The 19,178-nt window shown below is 62.7% G+C and carries 16 protein-coding genes and 1 riboswitch; of the genes, 7 read left to right on the forward strand and 9 right to left on the reverse strand.

Annotated elements, in window-relative coordinates:
• The first annotated feature begins 49 nt into the window (after positions 1 to 49).
• Positions 50 to 796, forward strand: a complete 747-nt coding sequence (locus IB241_RS10095; protein WP_192298266.1) for an RsiV family protein — start codon at positions 50 to 52, stop codon at positions 794 to 796.
• Here IB241_RS10095 and cytX read toward each other — a convergent pair.
• Positions 765 to 2,042: a putative hydroxymethylpyrimidine transporter CytX gene (gene cytX, locus IB241_RS10100; RefSeq protein WP_225595416.1), complete on the reverse strand. Its 1,278-nt coding sequence runs from the start codon at positions 2,040 to 2,042 to the stop codon at positions 765 to 767. The genes IB241_RS10095 and cytX overlap by 32 nt on opposite strands.
• Before the next feature lie 103 nt (positions 2,043 to 2,145).
• Positions 2,146 to 4,035 (reverse strand): phosphomethylpyrimidine synthase ThiC, encoded by a 1,890-nt coding sequence (gene thiC / locus IB241_RS10105; RefSeq protein ID WP_192298267.1) that lies wholly within the window; start codon positions 4,033 to 4,035, stop codon positions 2,146 to 2,148.
• 152 nt (positions 4,036 to 4,187) lie between these two features.
• A riboswitch (TPP riboswitch) is annotated at positions 4,188 to 4,293 on the reverse strand.
• Positions 4,294 to 4,487: 194 nt separating this feature from the next.
• On the opposite strand from thiC, the gene IB241_RS10110 reads away from it, so the two are divergent.
• Positions 4,488 to 5,927, forward strand: a complete 1,440-nt coding sequence (locus IB241_RS10110; protein ID WP_192298268.1) for a TolC family outer membrane protein — start codon at positions 4,488 to 4,490, stop codon at positions 5,925 to 5,927.
• Between the two features lie 137 nt (positions 5,928 to 6,064).
• Here the strand turns inward: IB241_RS10110 and waaA are convergent, their stop codons facing one another.
• Together waaA and IB241_RS10120 are read right to left on the reverse strand one after the other, a co-directional pair.
• Positions 6,065 to 7,342, reverse strand: coding sequence for a lipid IV(A) 3-deoxy-D-manno-octulosonic acid transferase (gene waaA, locus IB241_RS10115; protein WP_192298269.1), 1,278 nt, complete (start codon positions 7,340 to 7,342; stop codon positions 6,065 to 6,067).
• Between the two features lie 23 nt (positions 7,343 to 7,365).
• A complete protein-coding gene (locus IB241_RS10120) occupies positions 7,366 to 8,256 on the reverse strand; it encodes a LysR family transcriptional regulator (protein ID WP_192298270.1) in 891 nt (296 codons plus the stop codon).
• Between the two features lie 102 nt (positions 8,257 to 8,358).
• Between IB241_RS10120 and IB241_RS10125 the strand changes: the two genes are divergently transcribed.
• Genes IB241_RS10125 through IB241_RS10140 form a run of 4 tightly spaced genes read left to right on the forward strand, consistent with a single transcriptional unit; the run spans position 8,359 to position 11,735 of the window.
• Positions 8,359 to 8,694 carry a DMT family transporter gene (locus tag IB241_RS10125; RefSeq protein WP_192298271.1) on the forward strand — a complete coding sequence of 112 codons (336 nt, stop codon included), beginning with the start codon at positions 8,359 to 8,361 and terminating at the stop codon, positions 8,692 to 8,694.
• A gap of 55 nt (positions 8,695 to 8,749) precedes the next feature.
• A complete protein-coding gene (locus tag IB241_RS10130) occupies positions 8,750 to 9,925 on the forward strand; it encodes an NAD(P)/FAD-dependent oxidoreductase (RefSeq protein ID WP_192298272.1) in 1,176 nt (391 codons plus the stop codon).
• Entirely contained in the window at positions 9,922 to 10,734 is an 813-nt protein-coding gene (locus IB241_RS10135; protein ID WP_192298273.1) for an aldo/keto reductase, read from the forward strand. The genes IB241_RS10130 and IB241_RS10135 overlap by 4 nt, the downstream gene beginning before the upstream one ends.
• 41 nt (positions 10,735 to 10,775) lie before the next feature.
• The gene (locus tag IB241_RS10140; protein ID WP_192298274.1) at positions 10,776 to 11,735 is read left to right on the forward strand and encodes a metal ABC transporter ATPase; all 960 of its coding nucleotides are present in this window, start codon (positions 10,776 to 10,778) and stop codon (positions 11,733 to 11,735) included.
• Between the two features lie 140 nt (positions 11,736 to 11,875).
• Here IB241_RS10140 and IB241_RS10145 read toward each other — a convergent pair whose 3' ends face one another.
• The 4 genes from IB241_RS10145 to IB241_RS10160 all read right to left on the reverse strand — a co-directional run bounded on the left by IB241_RS10145 (position 11,876) and on the right by IB241_RS10160 (position 17,362).
• Complete coding sequence (locus tag IB241_RS10145; protein ID WP_192298275.1) at positions 11,876 to 12,802, reverse strand: NAD-dependent epimerase/dehydratase family protein; 927 nt, start codon at positions 12,800 to 12,802, stop codon at positions 11,876 to 11,878.
• Positions 12,795 to 14,219 (reverse strand): bifunctional D-glycero-beta-D-manno-heptose-7-phosphate kinase/D-glycero-beta-D-manno-heptose 1-phosphate adenylyltransferase HldE, encoded by a 1,425-nt coding sequence (gene hldE, locus IB241_RS10150; protein WP_192298276.1) that lies wholly within the window; start codon positions 14,217 to 14,219, stop codon positions 12,795 to 12,797. Before hldE ends, IB241_RS10145 begins: the two co-directional genes overlap by 8 nt.
• Before the next feature lie 147 nt (positions 14,220 to 14,366).
• A complete protein-coding gene (gene msbA, locus IB241_RS10155) occupies positions 14,367 to 16,175 on the reverse strand; it encodes a lipid A export permease/ATP-binding protein MsbA (RefSeq protein WP_192298277.1) in 1,809 nt (602 codons plus the stop codon).
• 8 nt (positions 16,176 to 16,183) lie between these two features.
• Positions 16,184 to 17,362, reverse strand: coding sequence for an O-antigen ligase family protein (locus IB241_RS10160; protein ID WP_192298278.1), 1,179 nt, complete (start codon positions 17,360 to 17,362; stop codon positions 16,184 to 16,186).
• 150 nt (positions 17,363 to 17,512) lie between these two features.
• Here IB241_RS10160 and IB241_RS10165 point away from each other — a divergent pair, with 150 nt between their 5' ends.
• Entirely contained in the window at positions 17,513 to 18,079 is a 567-nt protein-coding gene (locus tag IB241_RS10165) for a toluene tolerance protein (protein ID WP_192298279.1), read from the forward strand.
• Here IB241_RS10165 and IB241_RS10170 read toward each other — a convergent pair.
• On the reverse strand, positions 18,068 to 19,153 hold the full coding sequence (locus IB241_RS10170; protein WP_192298280.1) for a glycosyltransferase: 1,086 nt from the start codon (positions 19,151 to 19,153) through the stop codon (positions 18,068 to 18,070). The genes IB241_RS10165 and IB241_RS10170 overlap by 12 nt on opposite strands.
• Between the last annotated feature and the right edge of the window lie 25 nt (positions 19,154 to 19,178).

Raw genomic sequence — 19,178 nt, forward strand, 5'->3', positions numbered from 1 at the left:
GTAGTCGAACCTGCACAATTTCGCTCTTATCGATAGACGAAGGACATCCATGTCGCTTTTAAAAATCGCCTCCGTGGCCTGCATCGCACTGACCCTCGGCGCCTGTCAAAGCCTGTTCCAACCCAGCTGGCGCACGCCGCTGGAAGCCACCCGCGACACCACTGAGCAAAGCCAGGCCGGTTGTGCCAGCGCCGATTGCCCACTGGTGAACATCGACACCGTGCACTTCGCCAAGGAGCCCAAGCTGGACGCCCTGATCGAACAGCGCCTGCTGGAAATGACCCGCACCAACGCGAACGACCCGCTGCCGACCAGCCTTGAGACCTATCGCGAGCAATTCCTGCGCACCGCCGCGCCGCGCAACAGCATGTACTTGCAGGCCAAGGTACGTGAGCAGCATGACGGCTTGGTGATCATCGAGCTGTCCAGCTACCTGGACCAGGGCGTTACCCACGGCGAGCCGGGCCGCGGCTTCATCAACTATTCGCGCCAGCAACAAAAGGCCCTGACGTTGACCGACATGCTGCTGCCCGGCAAAGAGGACGCGTTCTGGAAAGCCGCCCAGGTGGCCCACAACAGCTGGCTGATCAGTACCCGCCTGAGCCTGGAACCGGAGTTCGTGAAGACCTACCCCTTCCAGAAAACCCCGAACGTGGCACTGACCTACGGTGGGGTGATCCTCAAGTACCCCACCTCCACCATCGCGCCTTACGCCCTGGGCCACGTCGAGTTGCAAATCCCCTACTCGCGCCTGGACGGTATCCTCAAGCCTGAATGGGTGCCTGCGCGCCGCTGAACACGCGCCCGAGGATGAACTGCAACAGCCCTGCCAGCAGCAGCGCCGGCAGGGTTGCGCCGACATCCGGATACAGGTTGGCCAGCAGGTGGTAAGTGCCGATGCCCCCCAACCACGCCAGCAGCGCCGGCCAACGCAGAGCGGCGACCAGACCCGGGCCACGACGGCGCAGAATGAAGTGATCCACCAGCACCACGCCGAACAGCGGCGCAAACACTGAACCGATCAGCAGCAGGAAATTCTGGTACTGGGCCAAAGGCGCGAAGCAGGCGATCAGCGTACAGATCACGCCAATCGCCAGGGCCAGGTGCTCGACTTTCAGGCGCAATAGGATGCCGCTGGACACCGCCGCCGAGTGAATATCGGCAAAGGCGTTTTCCGACTCATCCAGCAGGATCAGCAACAGCGGAATCCCCAGGCCCGCACCGGCCAAGGCCAACAGCAGCGCATTCACTTCAGCGCTCGGCGCAAACGCCAGGGTGTAGGCCACGCCCAGGCTCATCAGCCAGAAATTACCGATAAAAAAGCCCAGCGCGGTGCCGCCGAATACGCTTTTGGCGCGCTTGCCGAAGCGTGAGTAATCGGCAATCAGCGGCAGCCACGACAGCGGCATGGCGATGGCAATGTCGAAACCCACCGCAAACGGCATCGAGCCATCGCCGGCCTGGGCCCACAGTGCGCCAAGATCGGCCTTGGCGAACAGGTTCCAGGTCAGCCACAGGCAGGCGGCGAGCAGCAGCCAGATGCCCCATTTGCGCAGGATCTGGCGCACAAAGGTCAGCGGCCCACTGACGGCCAGCAAGGTCGCCAGGCCACCGAAAAACAGCGTCCACACCAACGGACTGGCCAGCAGGCTGCCTTCGCTGAGCGCCCGCGTGCCCAACAGGCTGGCGGCGTCGCGCATCACGATGATTTCGAACGAGCCCCAGCCGATCAGCTGCAGCAGGTTGAGCAACGCCGGCAGGCTCGCGCCCTTGGCGCCGAGGCTGAGTTTCAGCGCGGCCATGGCAGACAGGCCGGTGTCGCTACCGATCACGCCGACGGCGGCCAGCAGCAACACGCCAACCAGGGTGCCGAGGAAGATCGCCAGCAGCGAGCCGGACAAGCCCAGGCCCGGTGCGAGCAAGGCGCCGGTTTGCAGGACCATCAGGCCGATGCCGAGGGAGAACCACAGGGAGAACAGGTCGCGGGCGCCGAAGACGCGCCTATCGGCGGGGACCGCGATGTCAGGGGAATAGGTGTTCAATTTAGGAATCTCGTGAGGGACATGGGCTACAAGCTTCAAGCTTCAAGCTTCAAGAAAAAGCAGATTCGCCTTTGCTTCTAACTTGCAGCTTGCAGCTTGCCGCTTACACCTTCTTGTACAGCTGGCTACCTTCCTGCTTGAACCGCTCGGCCTGCTCCGCCAAGCCCTTGGCCACCTCCACATCCACCGCGTCAATGCGCTGGTTGGCCGCGTACTCGCGCACTTCCTGGGTAATCTTCATCGAGCAGAACTTCGGCCCGCACATCGAGCAGAAATGCGCGACCTTGGCCGAATCCTTCGGCAGCGTTTCATCGTGGTACGAACGCGCGGTGTCCGGGTCCAGGCCGAGGTTGAACTGGTCCTCCCAACGGAATTCGAAGCGCGCCTTGCTCAGGGCGTTATCACGGATTTGCGCGCCCGGATGGCCTTTCGCGAGGTCAGCCGCATGCGCGGCGATCTTGTAGGTGATGATCCCGGTCTTCACATCATCCTTGTTCGGCAGGCCCAAGTGCTCCTTCGGTGTGACGTAGCAAAGCATCGCGCAGCCGAACCAGCCGATCATCGCCGCACCGATGCCCGAGGTGATGTGGTCGTAGCCCGGCGCAATGTCGGTGGTCAGCGGGCCGAGGGTGTAGAACGGCGCTTCGTCGCAGCATTCGAGCTGCTTGTCCATGTTCTCCTTGATCAACTGCATCGGCACGTGGCCAGGGCCTTCGATCATGGTTTGCACGTCGTGCTTCCAGGCGGTCTTGGTCAGCTCGCCAAGGGTTTCCAGCTCGCCGAATTGCGCGGCGTCGTTGGCATCGGCAATCGAGCCCGGGCGCAGGCCGTCGCCGAGGGAGAAGCTGACGTCATAGGCCTTCATGATTTCGCAGATTTCGTCGAAATGCGTGTAGGTGAAGTTCTCTTTGTGGTGCGCCAGGCACCACTTGGCCATGATCGAGCCGCCACGGGAGACGATGCCGGTGACACGCTTGGCGGTCAGCGGCACGTAGCGCAGCAACACGCCGGCGTGGATGGTGAAGTAATCGACGCCTTGCTCGGCCTGCTCCACCAGGGTGTCGCGGAACAGCTCCCAGGTCAGGTCCTCGGCGGCACCGCCAACTTTTTCCAGGGCCTGGTAGATCGGCACGGTGCCGATTGGTACTGGCGAGTTGCGGATGATCCACTCGCGGGTTTCGTGGATGTGCTTGCCGGTGGACAAGTCCATCACGGTGTCCGAACCCCAGCGAATGCCCCAGGTCAGTTTTGCCACTTCTTCTTCGATGGACGAACCCAGGGCGCTGTTGCCGATGTTGCCGTTGATCTTCACCAGGAAGTTACGGCCGATGATCATCGGTTCCAGTTCGGTGTGGTTGATGTTGGCCGGGATGATCGCGCGGCCACGGGCGATTTCTTCGCGCACGAACTCAGGCGTGATGATCTTCGGCACGCTGGCGCCGAAACTGTGGCCGGCGTGTTGCTGGTCAAGCAGGCCAGTGGCACGGGCTTCTTCGAGCTTCATGTTTTCGCGGATGGCAACGTATTCCATCTCGGCGGTGATGATGCCTTTGCGCGCGTAGTGCATCTGCGTGACGTTGGCGCCGGCCTTGGCGCGGCGTGGGTTCTTCACGTGGGCGAAGCGCAGTGCGGTCAGCTCGGCATCGCTGAGGCGCTGTTGGCCGAAGTGCGAGCTGAGGCCCGGCAGGCGTTCGGTGTCGCCACGCACTTCGATCCACGGCGAGCGCACGTCGCCCAGGCCTTTGCGCACATCGATGATCACGTTGGGGTCGGTGTAGGGGCCGGAGGTGTCGTAGACGGTGACCGGCGCGTTGATCTCACCGCCGAAATCGGTGGGGGTCACGTCCAGGCTGATCTCGCGCATCGGCACGCGGATGTCCGGGCGGGAGCCCTGTACGTAGATTTTTTGCGAGCGGGTAAAGGGTTGCACGGAGCCGGAATCAACCTTGGCCGATTCACTCAGGTGCACGGTGTTTTTTGGTTTTGTACTCATCACGGGCTCTCCAACTCTTTATCCAGGCGGTGGATTTTTGTCGGAGCGAACCTGTGACGGACGGACGCACTGGAACCAGTGCTGTGCTTGGCGCACGAGGGCTGTTCGATCGTCGAACAGCATCCCGGACGAAGCACAAGAGGACTCGCCGGGTGACGAGAAATCTTGTTCCCTACGCAGGCGCTAACCTGATCAGGTTCAACGGGATCCGGTATTTACCGATCTCAGCCTTCCAACAAGGCACCCCGACAAGAACGCGGCCAGTCTAGACCATGGCGTAGGCAAATTGCCAATGGCGGTGCATTCAGCATGATGAATGGCGCAATTGCAGGATTGTTGTGCCGTGATCGCGCCACTACACTCGGTACGGCTCCAAGGCTTGACGCTCTGAAGCTGCGGCCGTAGCCTTGGCCGACAAATTATCGCCGTAATATTTGATCAGGGAACGCCTCATGCTGCGCAAACTCTCACTGGCTCTTGCCGTGTCTTGTGCGACCAATGGAATGGTTTGGGCAGCAGAAGCGCCCTTGTCCGCCAACACTGACTTGGTCAGCGTCTACCAGGAAGCGGTAAACAACAACGCTGACCTGGCGGCCGCCCGCGCCCAATACGGCGCGCAAAAAGAAGTGGTGCCACAGGCCCGCGCCGGTTTGCTGCCGAACCTGTCGGCCGGTGCCGACAGCAACAACGTGCGCACCCAGCTCTCGCAGCCATCAGGCACTGCCAATCGCGATGCGCATTCGTGGCGCGCAACCTTGAGCCAGCCGCTGTTCCGCGCCGACCGCTGGTTCCAGCTGCAAGCCGCCGAAGCCGTCAACGAACAGGCCGCGCTGCAACTCTCGGCCACCGAACAGAACCTGATCCTGCAAAGCGCCGAAAACTACTTCGCCGTGCTGCGCGCCCAGGACAACCTGGCCTCCACCAAGGCCGAAGAAAATGCCTTCAAGCGCCAGCTGGACCAGTCCAACGAACGCTTCGACGTCGGCCTGTCGGACAAGACCGACGTGCTGCAATCCCAGGCCAGCTACGACACTGCCCGCGCCAACCGCATCCTCGCCCAGCGCCAGGTGGAGGACGCGTTCGAAGCACTGATCACCCTGACCAACCGCCAGTACAATTCGATTCAGGGCATCGTCCACACCCTGCCGGTACTGCCGCCGCTGCCGAACGACGCCAAATCCTGGGTCGAAACCGCCGGGCGCCAAAACCTGAACCTGCTGGCCAGCAACTACGCTGTCACCGCCGCCGAAGAAACCCTCAAGCAGCGCAAGGCCGGCCACGCACCGACCCTCGACGCCGTGGCGCAGTACGAAAAAGGCGATAACGATGCGCTCGGCTTCAGCAACCCCAACCAATTGCCGGTGCCGTACGGCGGCGATGTGTCCCAACGCACCATCGGCCTGCGCCTGAGCATCCCGCTCTACAGCGGCGGGCTGACCAGCTCGCAAGTGCGCGAATCCTATTCGCGCCTGGACCAGACCGAGCAGCAACGCGAAGGCCTGCGTCGCCAGGTGGTGGAAAACACACGCAACCTGCACCGCGCGGTGAACACCGATGTGGAACAGGTGCAGGCACGTCGCCAGTCGATCATCTCCAACCAGAGCGCGGTGGAAGCCACGGAGATCGGCTATCAGGTGGGTACGCGCAATATCGTCGATGTGCTGGATTCGCAGCGCCAGCTGTACTCGTCGGTGCGCAACTACAACAACAGCCGCTATGACTACATCCTCGACAACCTGCGTTTGAAGCAGGCGGCGGGGACGTTGAACCCGGGGGATTTGCAGGATCTGGCGCGTTATCTGAAAGCGGACTACAACCCGGACCGCGACTTCCTGCCGCCGGATCTGGCCAAGGCAGCCGCCGAGCAGCTAAAAGCCCGACCGGGATATTGATAACACTGCAAAACCAATGTGGGAGCTGGCTTGTGTGGGAGCGGGCTTGCTCGCGAAGGCGGTGTATCAGTCGCCACATGTGCAGGCTGACCCACCGCTTTCGCGAGCAAGCCCGCTCCCACATTTGACTTCTATTGTCAGTGGGTGATGAGTCTGCTCAAACCATCCAGCAAACGCTTCAAAGCACCTTGGTTCGCCTGCATCACCTTGAGCCCCGCCTGCCCCATCCTGCGCGCATCCTGCGGCAACTCGAACAACTGCCGCACCGCCTCAGCCAACCCTTCGGCATCATCCACCTGCCGCAACGCCCCGCCTTCACGCATCATCGCGGTGATTTCGAGGAAGTTGAATACGTGCGGCCCCATGATCACCGGCTTGGCCAACGCCGCCGGCTCCAGCGGGTTATGCCCACCAGTCGCCACCAGGCTGCCGCCGACAAAGGCACTGTCGGCCAAGGCATACAGAAACAGCAATTCGCCCATGGTATCGCCGAGCAACACCGAGGTTTGCGAGGTGACGGGTTCGCCCGTGGAACGGCGCACCGTGGCGAATCCCTGTTGCCCACACAACTCGAACATTGGCCCGAAACGCTCCTGATGGCGCGGCACCAGGATCAATAACGCATTGGGATAGCTGTCGAGCAACTGGCGATGGGCGGCGAGCACCACTTCATCTTCGCCTTCGTGGGTACTGGCGGCGATCCACACCGGACGCTCACTGGCGCCCCATTGTTCGCGCAAAGCGGCGGCGCGCTGCGGCAGTTCGGGGTCGATGGTCAGGTCGAACTTGATCGAGCCGGTCACTTCAACGGCTTGCGGACGCGCACCGAGGCTTAAAAAACGCTGGGCTTCGGTTTGCGTCTGAACGGCCAACAGACTCATCTCTGCCAGCATCGGCGCGGTGAGCTTGGCGAAACGCCCGTAACCCTTGGCCGAGCGTGCCGACAGCCGCCCATTGGCCAACGCCACGGGAATACCGCGCTGGGCACAGGCGTGGATGTGGTTGGGCCACAACTCGGTTTCCATGATCACCGCCAGCTTCGGCTGCACGCGATCAAGAAAGCGCTTGGCGGCGCAAGGCAAATCATAGGGCAGGTAGCAGTGTTGGATGCGCGGCTCGTTGGCGAACAGCGCCTGGATGCGCTCGGAACCCGTGGGCGTCATGCAGGTCACGGTGATTGCAAGCGTCGGATAACGCTCCAGCAACCCGCGCACCATGGGCGCGGCGGCGATGCTCTCGCCCACCGACACCGCATGCACCCAGATCCCGCCCGGCTGCAACACCGGCAAGCCATAGGAGAAACGTTCGCTCACCCGCTTGGCATAGGCCGGGGCCTTGCGCGCGCGCAGCCACAGACGTAAAGCCACCAACGGCAGCGCCAGGTAAAACAGACAGCTGTAGAGAGTTCTATTCATGGCGGCGGAGTTTATCGGCTTTTTCAGTCAATCGCCCGTAGACACTCGGCAAAACGTTCTGCCAGAAAGCGTGCGGCCGGGCCGAGGGGCTCGTCGCGGCGCCAGACCAACTCCACCACCAACGCCGGCGGGGTCCATTCGCTGTCGAGTTCGACCATCTGGTTCTGGTAGGTCGGGTATTGCACCACATGCCGCGGCAGCCAGGCCCAGCCGAGGCCACGGGTCAGCCATTCGGCCAGCACGTAGAAGCTGTCGGCACGCCACACCTGTGGGCTGGCAGCTTCACTGCCGGGGTAGACGCTGGTCTGGGTCGACATCAGCAGTTGGCGGTATTGCGCGAGGCCCTGGCAGTCCACGGTTTTCTGCCGAGCCAACGGGTGATTGCGCCCGCAGACGGTGACCATTTCCACACTGCCGACTACCCGCCGCTCCAGTGCCTCGGGGATCTGATCGTGATAGAACAACATGCCCAGGTCGGCCTTGCGCTCCACCAGCTTGCGTGCGACATCGCCTTGGGCGGCGCTGGAAATCTGCACTTCCAGGTTGGGAAACTGCCCGGCGAGCGCGTCCAGGCTGTCGAGCACCGGCTGATACAGCATCGCCTCATCCTGAGCCAGGCGCAGGCAGGCTTCTTCGCCGCGCATCAACGACAGCGCCCGGCCATTGAGGCGCTCGCATTGACGCAGCACTTCCCGGGCTTCTTCAAGCAACACCGTGCCAGCCTCGGTCAGGCGCGGTTGGCGGCCGCTGCTACGCTCGAACAGGCTCACGCCGAGGTCGGCCTCCAGCAGCGCAATCCCATTACTCACCGCCGACTGCGCCTTGCGCTGCCCGCGTGCCACCGCCGAAAACGAACGCTGCTCGGCGACGCTGACAAACAGGCGCATCTGCTCCAGGTTCCATTGCACGCTCATGGCTCAACCCATCTCCAATTCAGATAGGTAATGACTTTACCCCATCTGGCCAGGCCCTAAAATGGCGACATTATCAAACGCGCTTCACACCGAGGATTACCCATGAACCCTGCCTACTACTACCTGGCCATCGCCATCTGCTCGGAAGTGATCGCCACTGTTTCGATGAAAGCCATCAAGGGCTGGAGCACACCTATCCCACTGCTACTGGTGATCGTCGGCTACGGCGTGGCGTTCTGGATGCTGACCCTGGTGGTGCGCACCGTGCCGGTGGGCGTGGCCTACGCGGTGTGGGCCGGGATGGGCATCGTGATGGTGAGCGTCGCAGCGCTGTTCATCTACGGGCAGAAACTCGACCTGCCGGCGATGCTCGGCATGGGCCTGATTGTGCTGGGTGTGGTGGTGATCCAGTTGTTTTCGAAAACCGCCGGGCACTGACCACCACGCAACAGCCTGTATACTGCGCCTCTTGTCTTGAACACTGAGGTCGCCCATGCCATCCGTTATTTCCACCGACGTCCTGATTGTCGGCGCCGGGGTTGCCGGCCTCTGGCTGAATGCGCGCCTGCGCCGCCAGGGGTTTTCCACGGTATTGGTGGAAAACGCTACCCTGGGTGGCGGGCAAAGCGTGAAGTCCCAAGGGATCATCCACGGCGGCGCGAAATACGCCCTGCACGGCGCCCTCACCGGCGCCTCCGAAGCCATCGCAGACATGCCGCGCCGCTGGCGTGAAGCCTTGGCGGGCAATGGCGAGCTGGACCTGACCGGCGTGCGCGTGCTCTCCCAGGCCCATTACCTGTGGTCCCCCGGCACGCTCGCCGGCAACCTCACCAGCTTCTTCGCCAGCAAGGCCGTGCGCGGCCGTGTCGACCAGGTCAAGGGCGACGACCTGCCCCCAGCCCTGCAAGATCGCCGCTTCAAGGGCAAGGTCTATCGCCTGGCCGAACTCGTGGTGGACGTCCCCAGTGTGATCGAACGCCTGGCTCAATTGGCCGGCGACGGCTTGCTCGCCGGGCAGCACATCGAGCCGCTGCTGGACGGCAACAAGCTGGTGGGCCTGAAGGTGGATGGCCGCGAGATCCGCGCCCAGCGCATCGTGCTGAGCGCCGGTGGCGGCACCGCCGACCTGCTGACCAGCCTGGGCTTGAGCAAGCCGGCGATGCAAAAACGCCCGCTGCACATGATCATCGCCAAAGGCCCCGGCCTGAAGCCGCTGTACGCCCACTGCCTGGGCGGCGGCACCAAGCCGCGCCTCACCGTGACCACCCACCCGGCCGCCGATGGCAACTGGGTCTGGTACATGGGCGGCGACATTGCCGAGGCCGATGGCGTGGCACGTACGCCTGAAGAACAGATCGCAACGGCGCAAAAAGAACTGGCGCAATTGCTGCCGTGGATCGACATGAGCCAGACCCAATGGGCCACCCTGCGCGTCGACCGCGCCGAGCCACTGCAAACGGGCCTGAGCCGCCCCGACAACGCCTTCGTGTTTGAGGACGGCCGCCTGCTGGTAGGCTGGCCGACCAAACTGGCACTGGCGCCGGACTTCGCCGACCGGGTGATCAACAGCTTCGAACGTGATGGCATCCGTCCAGCCGCCAGCGAGCCGCTGCCCGAGCTGCCAAAGCCCGCCATCGGCGTACCGGCCTGGGAGCAACTGCTGCCATGAGCCTGCCGACCTTGCACGACCTGCATCGCCCCCTGGGCAGCACCGGCCTGCTGGTGTCGCCGCTGGGCCTGGGCACCGTCAAGCTGGGCCGTGACCAGGGGGTCAAATACCCCAACGGCTTCCAGATTCCAGATGACGACGCAGCCCGGATGCTGCTGCGTCAGGCCCAGCAATTGGGCATCAACCTGATCGACACCGCCCCCGCCTACGGCCGCAGCGAAGAGCGCCTGGGCCCGCTGCTGCGCGGCCAGCGCAAGGACTGGGTGATTGTCAGCAAGGTCGGCGAGGAATTCGACAATGGCGTGTCCCGCCACGATTTCAGCGCGGCCCACACTCGACTGTCGATTGAACGCAGCTTGAAACGACTGGAAACGGATTTTATCGACCTGGTGCTGGTGCACTCCGACGGCAACGACCTGCATATCCTCAACGACTGCGAGGTCTACCAGACCCTCGCCGAGCTGAAACAGGAAGGCAAGATCCGCGGTTTCGGTTTTTCCGGGAAAACCGTCGAAGGCGGCGTGAAGGCTCTGGAGCAGGGCGATTGCGCGATGGTCACCTACAATTTGAACGAACAGGCCGAGAAAGCCGTCATTGACTATGCGGCCGCCCACGGCAAAGGCATCCTGGTGAAAAAAGCCCTGGCCAGTGGCCACGTTTGCCTGGAGCCTGGAATGGATCCAATACGTGCCAGTTTCATGCTGTTGTTTGCGCAAACGGGCGTTGCCAGTGCTATTGTCGGGACCATCAATCCGCTGCACCTGGCCCATAACGTGGCGACCGCTGCCCAGGTTATTCGTCAACTCTGATGCCGCCGACGCGGCCGACCCAGTCGCAAGCAGGAGCCGACATGGCGCGCACGCTCATACGAAAAAACCCCAGCAACTTCAAGACACTGCCGCTGCACGTCGAAGCCACCCCCGAAGGACTGAACTACCAGAGCGTCGGCATGCCGCTCAACTTCGCCCAGACCCTGCAACGGCGCAAGCCGGTGGAGGTGGCCGACCCCGAGCGTTTCGTGCTGGAACTGGCGAACCTCGGCGTGTCGGTACGACTGACCCTGCACTGGCAAAACAAGGACTACTGGGTGCTGGTACGCCAGCGACGCCAGGACCGTGGCGACGTGGTACTCAAGCTGATCTCCGGCTACGTCCCCGCCCACGAACTGAACCTGCCGCTGCACACCGCCATCCAGGAAATCGCCGAAGAGTGCCTGCTGGAAACGCCCGAAGGCTGGCTCGGCGGGCGCTTCAACGACACCTGGCTGCCGGCGCCCTACTCCGCCGCGCTGCATTACCGCGAAGCACTGCCGTTTCGCCTCAGCCCGTTGTCCGGCGCAGCTCGCCCGGTGCGTTGCGCGACCACTCAGCTGATCGAACGCCCACGGGCCTATGTGCACCTGCCCACGGCGTCACTGCAATTGATCTACGACTTGCGCCTGGAAGTGCCGAAGGAAGCCAAGTCCCTGAGCCTGTTCCATGTGGACGAGCGCCTGGAAGGCGACCAGTTGGTGGCGCGCCTCGACCGCCAGCGCCCGGACCTGTACCTGATGCCACTCAAGGATGGCCAGCCCGTCGCTGAGCTCTACACCGTGAAGAAAGACCAGTTGTACCCGGCCAGCACCCGGGGTTTATTCCTCGCGGAGAGCTTCGCCCAGCAGGAAGGCTGGCTGGTGCGTGAGGAGCGGATTCGCTGGAAGGATTGGCTGCGCCAGCAAGGCTTGGCGGAGCCGGAGAAAGAATCGAAATTGAAGCGTTTGGCCCAGCGGGTGCTGCGCAAGATTACGCCGAAGAAGAAGGCCAGCAGCTAGCGGCTCCACTCCAATGCCAAGCCCGGCGCAAATCCAAATGTGGGAGCGGGCTTGCTCGCGAAAGCGGTGGATCAGCCCGCACAGGCAGAGACTGGTACACCGCCTTCGCGAGCAAGCCCGCTCCCACATTTATAATTGCGTCAGCCGTTGAGCAAGCGTTCCAAGCCAACCTTCAGCGGGGTCGGTTCGGGGAGTGTGAAGCTCGCCAACAAGCGCTGATTATTCGCCCGCGAGTGGCGAATATCCCCCGAACGTGCCGGCCCGTAAGTCACCGCTGGCAACTTGCCGACAATCTCTTCCAGCGCCTGCAACACCTGCTTGAGCGTCGTCGTTCGATTCCAGCCCACATTGATCGCGCCCAACGGCGCGTCCGGCGCTTCAATGGCTTGCACCAACACGTCAACCAGATCTTCCACATACATGAAGTCACGGGTCTGCTCGCCATCGCCAAACACGGCAATCGGCACGCCCTGCTGCACGCGCTCGCTGAAGATGCTGATCACTCCGGAGTACGGCGAGGACGGGTCCTGGCGCGGCCCGAAGATATTGAAGAAGCGGAAAATCACCGGTTCCAGACCGTGCTGGCGACGGTAAAAGTCGAAGTAATGCTCGCCGGCCAATTTGTCGGACGCATAGGGCGTCAACGGCGCCTTGGTGGTCTCTTCGTCAATCGAAGCGCCCTCGCCATTGTTGCCGTACACCGCCGCGCTGGAGGCGAAGACCACGCGCTTCACCGCCGCTTTGCGCATGGCTTCGCACACATTCAGCGTACCGACGAAATTGCTCTGGTGCGTGCTGACCGGGTCATCCACCGATGCCTGCACCGAGGCCACCGCCGCCAGGTGCACCACCGCCGCCGTGCCGACCGCGGCACGCGCGACCAGCTCGGCGTCGGCGACATCACCCTCAAGCAACTCGACCCGCGGATTATCCAAAGGCAGGTTGCTGCGCTTGCCGGTGGACAGGTTGTCCAACACGCGCACGCCGTAGCCCTTGGCCAACAACGCATCGACCAGGTGCGAGCCGATAAAGCCCGCACCGCCGGTTATCAGGACACACTTACTCATTGTTGCGAATCTTCTCGACGATGGCCGTGGTCGAGCTGTTTTCAACCAGCCCCAGCACTTTGACCGTGCCGCCATAGGCGCTGACGATGTCGGCACCGACCACCTGGTCGACGGAGTAATCGCCACCCTTGACCAGCACGTCCGGCTTGACCTGGGCCAGCAGGTTTTCCGGGGTACCTTCAGCGAAGCTGATCACCCAGTCCACTGCGCCCAGGCCAGCCAGGACCGCCATACGACGGTCGACACTGTTGATCGGACGGCCCGGGCCTTTGAGGCGGCTGACCGACGCGTCGTCGTTGACCGCGACGATCAGGCGATCGCCTTGGGCGCGCGCCTGTTCCAGATAGGTCACGTGGCCAGCATGCAGGATGTCGAAGCAGCCGTTGGTGAACACAATGCTCTCGTTGTGGGCACGGGCATCGTCGATCGCCAGCAGCAATTGCTCGATCCCCAGCACGCCACGTTCCGAACCTTCGGAGCGCTGGATGGCGCGCCGCAGTTCCGGTGCACTGATGGCCGCCGTACCCAACTTGCCCACCACAATGCCCGCCGCCAGGTTGGCCAGGGCCACGGCGTGAGGCAGTTCTTCGCCGGCCGCAATCGAGGCGGCCAGGGTGGAGATCACGGTGTCGCCGGCGCCGGTGACGTCGAACACTTCACGGGCCCGCGCCGGCAGGTGCATCGCCGGATGATCCGGACGCAGCAGGGTCATGCCGTGCTCGCCACGGGTCACCAGCAAGGCGCCAAGGTCGAGGTCGGCCATCAATGCCGCGCCTTTGCTCACCAGCTCGTGCTCATCGGCGCAGCCGCCGACGATGGCTTCGAACTCGCTGAGGTTCGGCGTGATCAGGCTGGCACCGCGATAAATCGAGAAATCCTTGCCCTTGGGGTCGGCCAGCACCGGAATGCCCTTGGCCTTGGCGGCCTGGATCAGTGCCTGGTGGTTCTTCAAGGCGCCTTTGCCGTAATCGGACAACACCAGCACCTTGATGCCTTCGAGCAACGCATCGACCTGACCGCTGAGGGCCAGGGCGTCGGTGGCGAAGGGTTCTTCAAAATCGATCCGCAGCAATTGCTGGTGACGACTCATGACCCGCAGCTTGACGATGGTCGGCTGATGGGCAATGCGCTGGAACAGCGCACGCACGCCGGCACCGCGCAGGCTGTTGGCCAGGCTGTCGGCGGCTTCGTCATCGCCGGTCACGCCGACCAGGGAGGCCGGGGCGCCGAGGGCGGCAATATTGAGGGCAACGTTGGCAGCGCCGCCTGGACGGTCTTCGATTTGCTCGACCTTGACTACCGGTACCGGCGCCTCAGGGGAAATCCGTGAGGTACCACCATGCCAGTAACGGTCGAGCATGACATCGCCGACCACCAAGACAGGGGCTTGATCGAATCGCGGCATGGACAACTTCATGGAGCAACCCACATACAAAATGAACAGGGGCGCGATATTAGCACAGGGTGGGCGCTGCCTAGTTCGAGAGCTTTATCTGTAAGACATCCGACCGCGCAACTGCTCACTTTTTGAACAAAAACGGGGCGCATTGCGCGCCCCGGTCGGTCAGACGATGTTGGCCGTTGCCGGCTCGTCCAGCCCCATGGCGTGCAAACGCGAGTAGTAGCCACCCAAGGCCAACAAATCGGCATGGGTGCCACGCTCGACGATTTCACCGTGATCCATCACCAGGATCAGGTCAGCCTTCTCGATGGTGGACAAGCGGTGCGCAATCACCAGGGTCGTACGGCCCTTCATGACTTTGTCCAGGGCGGCCTGGATATGCCGCTCGGACTCGGTGTCCAGCGCCGAGGTCGCCTCATCGAGGATCAACAGCGGTGCGTTTTTCAGCAAGGCACGGGCAATCGCCAGACGCTGGCGCTGACCGCCGGAGAGCAGCACGCCGTTTTCGCCGACTTCGGTGTCCAGGCCCTTGGGCAGCTCGGCGATGAAGTCCATGGCGTAGGCATCACGGGCAGCTTTTTCGACGTCTTCACGCGGCGCGCCGGCCAGGTCGCCGTAGGCGATGTTGTTGGCCACGGTGTCGTTGAACAGCGTCACGTGCTGGGTCACCTGGGCCACATGACGGCGCAGGTTGCGCAGGCGGTAGTCCTCGATTTCCACTTCATCAAGCAGGATCTCGCCGACTTCATGATGGTAGAAACGCGGAATCAGCGCGGCCAGGGTGGACTTGCCACTGCCCGAACGCCCGACCAGCGCGACCATCTGGCCTGGCGCTGCGATGAAGCTGATGTTCTTGAGCACTTCGCGCTCGGTGCCGGGGTAGGTGAAGCTCAGGTTGCGCACCTCAAGGTGGCCGCTGACCCGCTCTTTTTCCACAGTGCCGGTGTCGACTTCAGGCACCACGTCCAGCTGTTCGAAGATGCTCTCGGCACCGGCGACGCCCTTCTGGATCGTCGAGCTGACTTCCGACAACTGGCGGATCGGCTTGGGCAGCAGGCCCGCAGCCGTGATATAGGCCACCAGGTCGCCGGCGGTCGCGTCACCCCGCAGGAACAGCACCAGGAACATCAGCGCCGCCATCGCGGTGTAGATCACCAATTGCAGCATGGGCGTGTAGACCGCACCGGTCTTGGTCATGCGCATCTGCTTTTCGGTGTTGCTCATGCTCGCCTTGGCGAAACGCTGCTCTTCGTAGGTCTCCCCACCGAAGCTGCGCACCACGCGATAACCCTGGATGGTTTCCGAGGCCACGTGGGTCACGTCGCCCATCGCCACCTGGATTTTCTTGCTCTGCTTGCGGAATTTCTTGCTGGTGCTGCCGACCATCATGGCAATGATCGGCAGGATCGCCAGCATCACCAGGGTCAGCTTCCAGTTCATCCACAACAGGTAACCGAACAGGAACACCACCGTCAGGCCTTCGCGGATCACGACCTTGATCGCATCCGTGGCGGCGCCGGTGACCATGGTCACGTTGAAGGTGATGCGGGAAATCAGGTGCCCGGAGCTGTGGGTATCGAAATAGCGGTTGGGCAGGACCAGCAGTTTGTTGAACAACTGCACCCGCAAATCGTGGACCAGCCCCAGGGAGACCTTGGCCAGGTAGTAATTGCCCAGGAAAGAGCCCAGCCCCTGCCACGCGGCGATCAGCACGATCAGCAGCGGCACGGCCATCAGCAGTTTCAGATCCTTGAGGTACGGAACACTGGGGAAAAACACCACGTCCGGGTTGCTCAGGCCATCCACGAAGTATTTGAGAATCCCGGCCAGCATGGGCTGGGTGGATGCGAAAATCACAAACCCGATAATGCTCACGAGGAACATGCCGATGTACGGCTTCACGTATCCCAGCAGCCTGAAATAAATTTTCAGGCTGGATTCCTGTTCCGCTTTAGGCGGTGCGTCACTCATTGTTGAGCTCACTGATTAGGTAGGGCGGCAACTTTATCACAAGCACCGGGTTTGGCCCGAGCCCAGACCGACACGCTGACCAGCGCGATCGGCAGCCAGGTGATAAACCACTCGGCACGCGGGGTGCCGGTGAGGTTGGCCGCATCGAACTGCATCGCCAGGGTGGAGAACACCCACATGCCGATGAGGCCTTTGCCGTAATGGGTGTCACGCACTTTCCAGGCTTGCCACAGCACGCCGAACCACACCGCGCACCACAGCAGCAGGCCCGGCAGGCCCAGTTCGATGGCGACGTGGGTGAACAGGTTGTGGGAATGGTCGAAGCGGAATTCATTCCAGACCACGTTGTAATTACCACCCAGGCCCAGACCGGTCCAAGGGTGCTCGCCAATCATCTGCAGCGCCGCCATGAAAATCTGCGGCCGGAACGACACGCCACGGGACAGCATCAACGATTGCATCGACACGAATACCACCACCGCCGCCACCGCAGCTGCGATCGCGATCACCGTGCTGCGTCGGTCGCGGCTCCACAGCGGCATCGCCACCACGCTCAACAGCAAGGCCAGCGCGGCACCACGGCTCTGGCTCGCCACGACAAACAGGCCGAGCAGCCCGATCGCCGCCAGGGAGGCCACTTGCATCCAGCGTCCGCGGGGCATCCAGTGCAGCATCCACACAGCCGCGAGACCAATGACGTACGCACCCAGGATCGGATGGGACAGCTGCCCCAACCCTTCAAGACGGGCGTCCCAGGCATTGCCTTGAAGGCCATAGAACTTGACCATCGCCAGCAGCGACGACAACGCCAGGCCAAAGCCGCCCCACTGCATCAGGCGAACCACCTGCTCGGTGCGCCCTTGGGCAAGCACCGGCAAGAACAGCAGGAATACGCCGATATACAGCAGGCGCTTGGCTTCGCGGGAAGGGTCCTCGGCATTGGTCCACAGCAGGCTGATCAAGCCCCAGGCCGCCATTACGCCCAGCGCCAGGTAGACCCAGCGCTGAGCCTGCCAGACCTGCTTGAGCTGCTCACGGGCAGACCAGGCAAACACCATGGCCGGCAGCCACAAGAACAGCGTCAGCCCCTGTTGATAGATCTTATTGGTCGGCGCAAAGGCGATTGCCAGTAAAAACCACAGCAACCCGAACCCCATCCATCCTTGCGCCCAACGACTTGCCTGCATCATCCGCTCCTAATACTACGGTCAACCTGCCACCCCGGCATGGTTAAAACCCAAAACTTTCGGCATCATTGCCGACTCATGTGCCCGCGACTCCCACAAGGCTTCCTGACGATGCAATGTTCAAGGCTTCCCCAAGCCGCTCTAAACACGATGATTGAAGGCGCCAGAATCCTGGAGAAGGACAGCTATGGGCCCAAAGTCTACCTGCTGACGGACGGGAACATCCTTAAACTGTTTCGTCGCAAGCGGTTTTTTTCTTCCGCCTTGTTTCGCCCGTACTCCAAGCGTTTCATCGATAACGCGCTCGGGTTGCAACAACGCGGCATTCCCACCCTCACCGTACTCGACAGCTTCCAGCTGGACGCGCCCGGCATGACCGCCGTGCTGTATCGCCCGCTACCGGGCGAGACGCTGCGCCAGATCGCCAACAAGGAAGGTTTTGACTGGGAGCAGAACCTGGAACCGCTGGTGACGCTGATTCGCCGCCTGCATGGCGCCGGGATCTACTTCCGCTCCCTGCACCTGGGCAACATTGTCGTGACACCGGACAACCAGATGGGCCTGATCGACGTGGCCGACCTGCGCTTCCTGCGTGCGCCGCTGAGTCCGGCGCTGGTCAAGCGCAACCTGCAGCACTTCGCCCGCTATATTGCGCGCGAGAAGCTGAACGAACGCTTTCCGATGCAAGCGCTCGAACAAGCCGTACTACCGGGGTGAGAGCAGCCGGCGGGCAGTGGCGGTGAAGTCCTGCCAGGCCTGTTCCGGCGCCAGCGCTGCGAACTGAGCCGCCACGGCGACGTGCGGGCTGGTTGAGAAAGCGCGCTCCAGCAGTTGCGTCCAGGCGTCGACAGCATCAGCCGGTGCATACCAACCAGCGTCCGCCAATTGCTCGCGGAACACCGCCAGCTCGCTGGTCAGCACCGGCACACCGGCCATCACGGCCTCCTGCACGATCAACCCAAGCCCCTCCTCCGAAGACGGTATCGCCACCCAATCAAATGCGCGATACAGGGTCGCCGCGTCCGCCAGGTGCCCCGGCATGAAGACTTTGCCGCGCAAGCCAAGGTGCTCGATCTGCGCTTCAAGCTCCGCACGCGCAGTGCCTTCGCCAATGATCACCAAGCGCGCCTCGGGCCGACGCGAGGTCACGGCGGCAAACGCATCCAGCAAACAGGCAAAGCCCTTGCTGCCCACCAGGCGCCCCACGGCGCCCAGCACCGGCGCGCTGTCTGCGGCCAGGCCCAACTGCGCGCGGGCCTGCTCGCGGGACAGCATCGCGGCGCAAAACGCGCTGGGGTCAAAGGCGCTGCGCAGCACGGCCACCGGGCGATGCAAATCGCGCTGCAACGAGTCGGCCAGGGTCTGCGACACAGCTGCCACGGTCAGTCGGGTCTCGGAGAATTGCTCGAACAACTTGCGATCCGTGCGACGCAGGCGCGTCATGCCGTGAAACAGCACCACAGCACGTACCTCGGGTACGGTCTTGAGCACCGGCAACAACACTCGCGCAACGCCGACGCCATCGAGCAGCACGACCTTCACGTCCTGCGGCAGCGCCCGTCGAAAACGCGCGCGCATGCGTGGCAGCAGCAACGCCCACAGGTGACGACCCTTGAGCTGAGCCGATGAGAGATTCCATTCCAGCGCCCCATCTCCAGCTTGTGCACCGCCCTGAAGCAGCCAGGTATGCACGGCTGCACCGCAGTCGACGCTGCCAAGCACTTGCTGATGAACCTTCTGCACGGAAGCGAATGCAGTACCACCGGCCCACATGACGTTGAGGATGCTCATTGAATAATACGAACCTTCTGCGGTG

Source organism: Pseudomonas sp. PDM05 (assembly GCF_014851685.1).
Taxonomy (GTDB): Bacteria; Pseudomonadota; Gammaproteobacteria; order Pseudomonadales; family Pseudomonadaceae; genus Aquipseudomonas.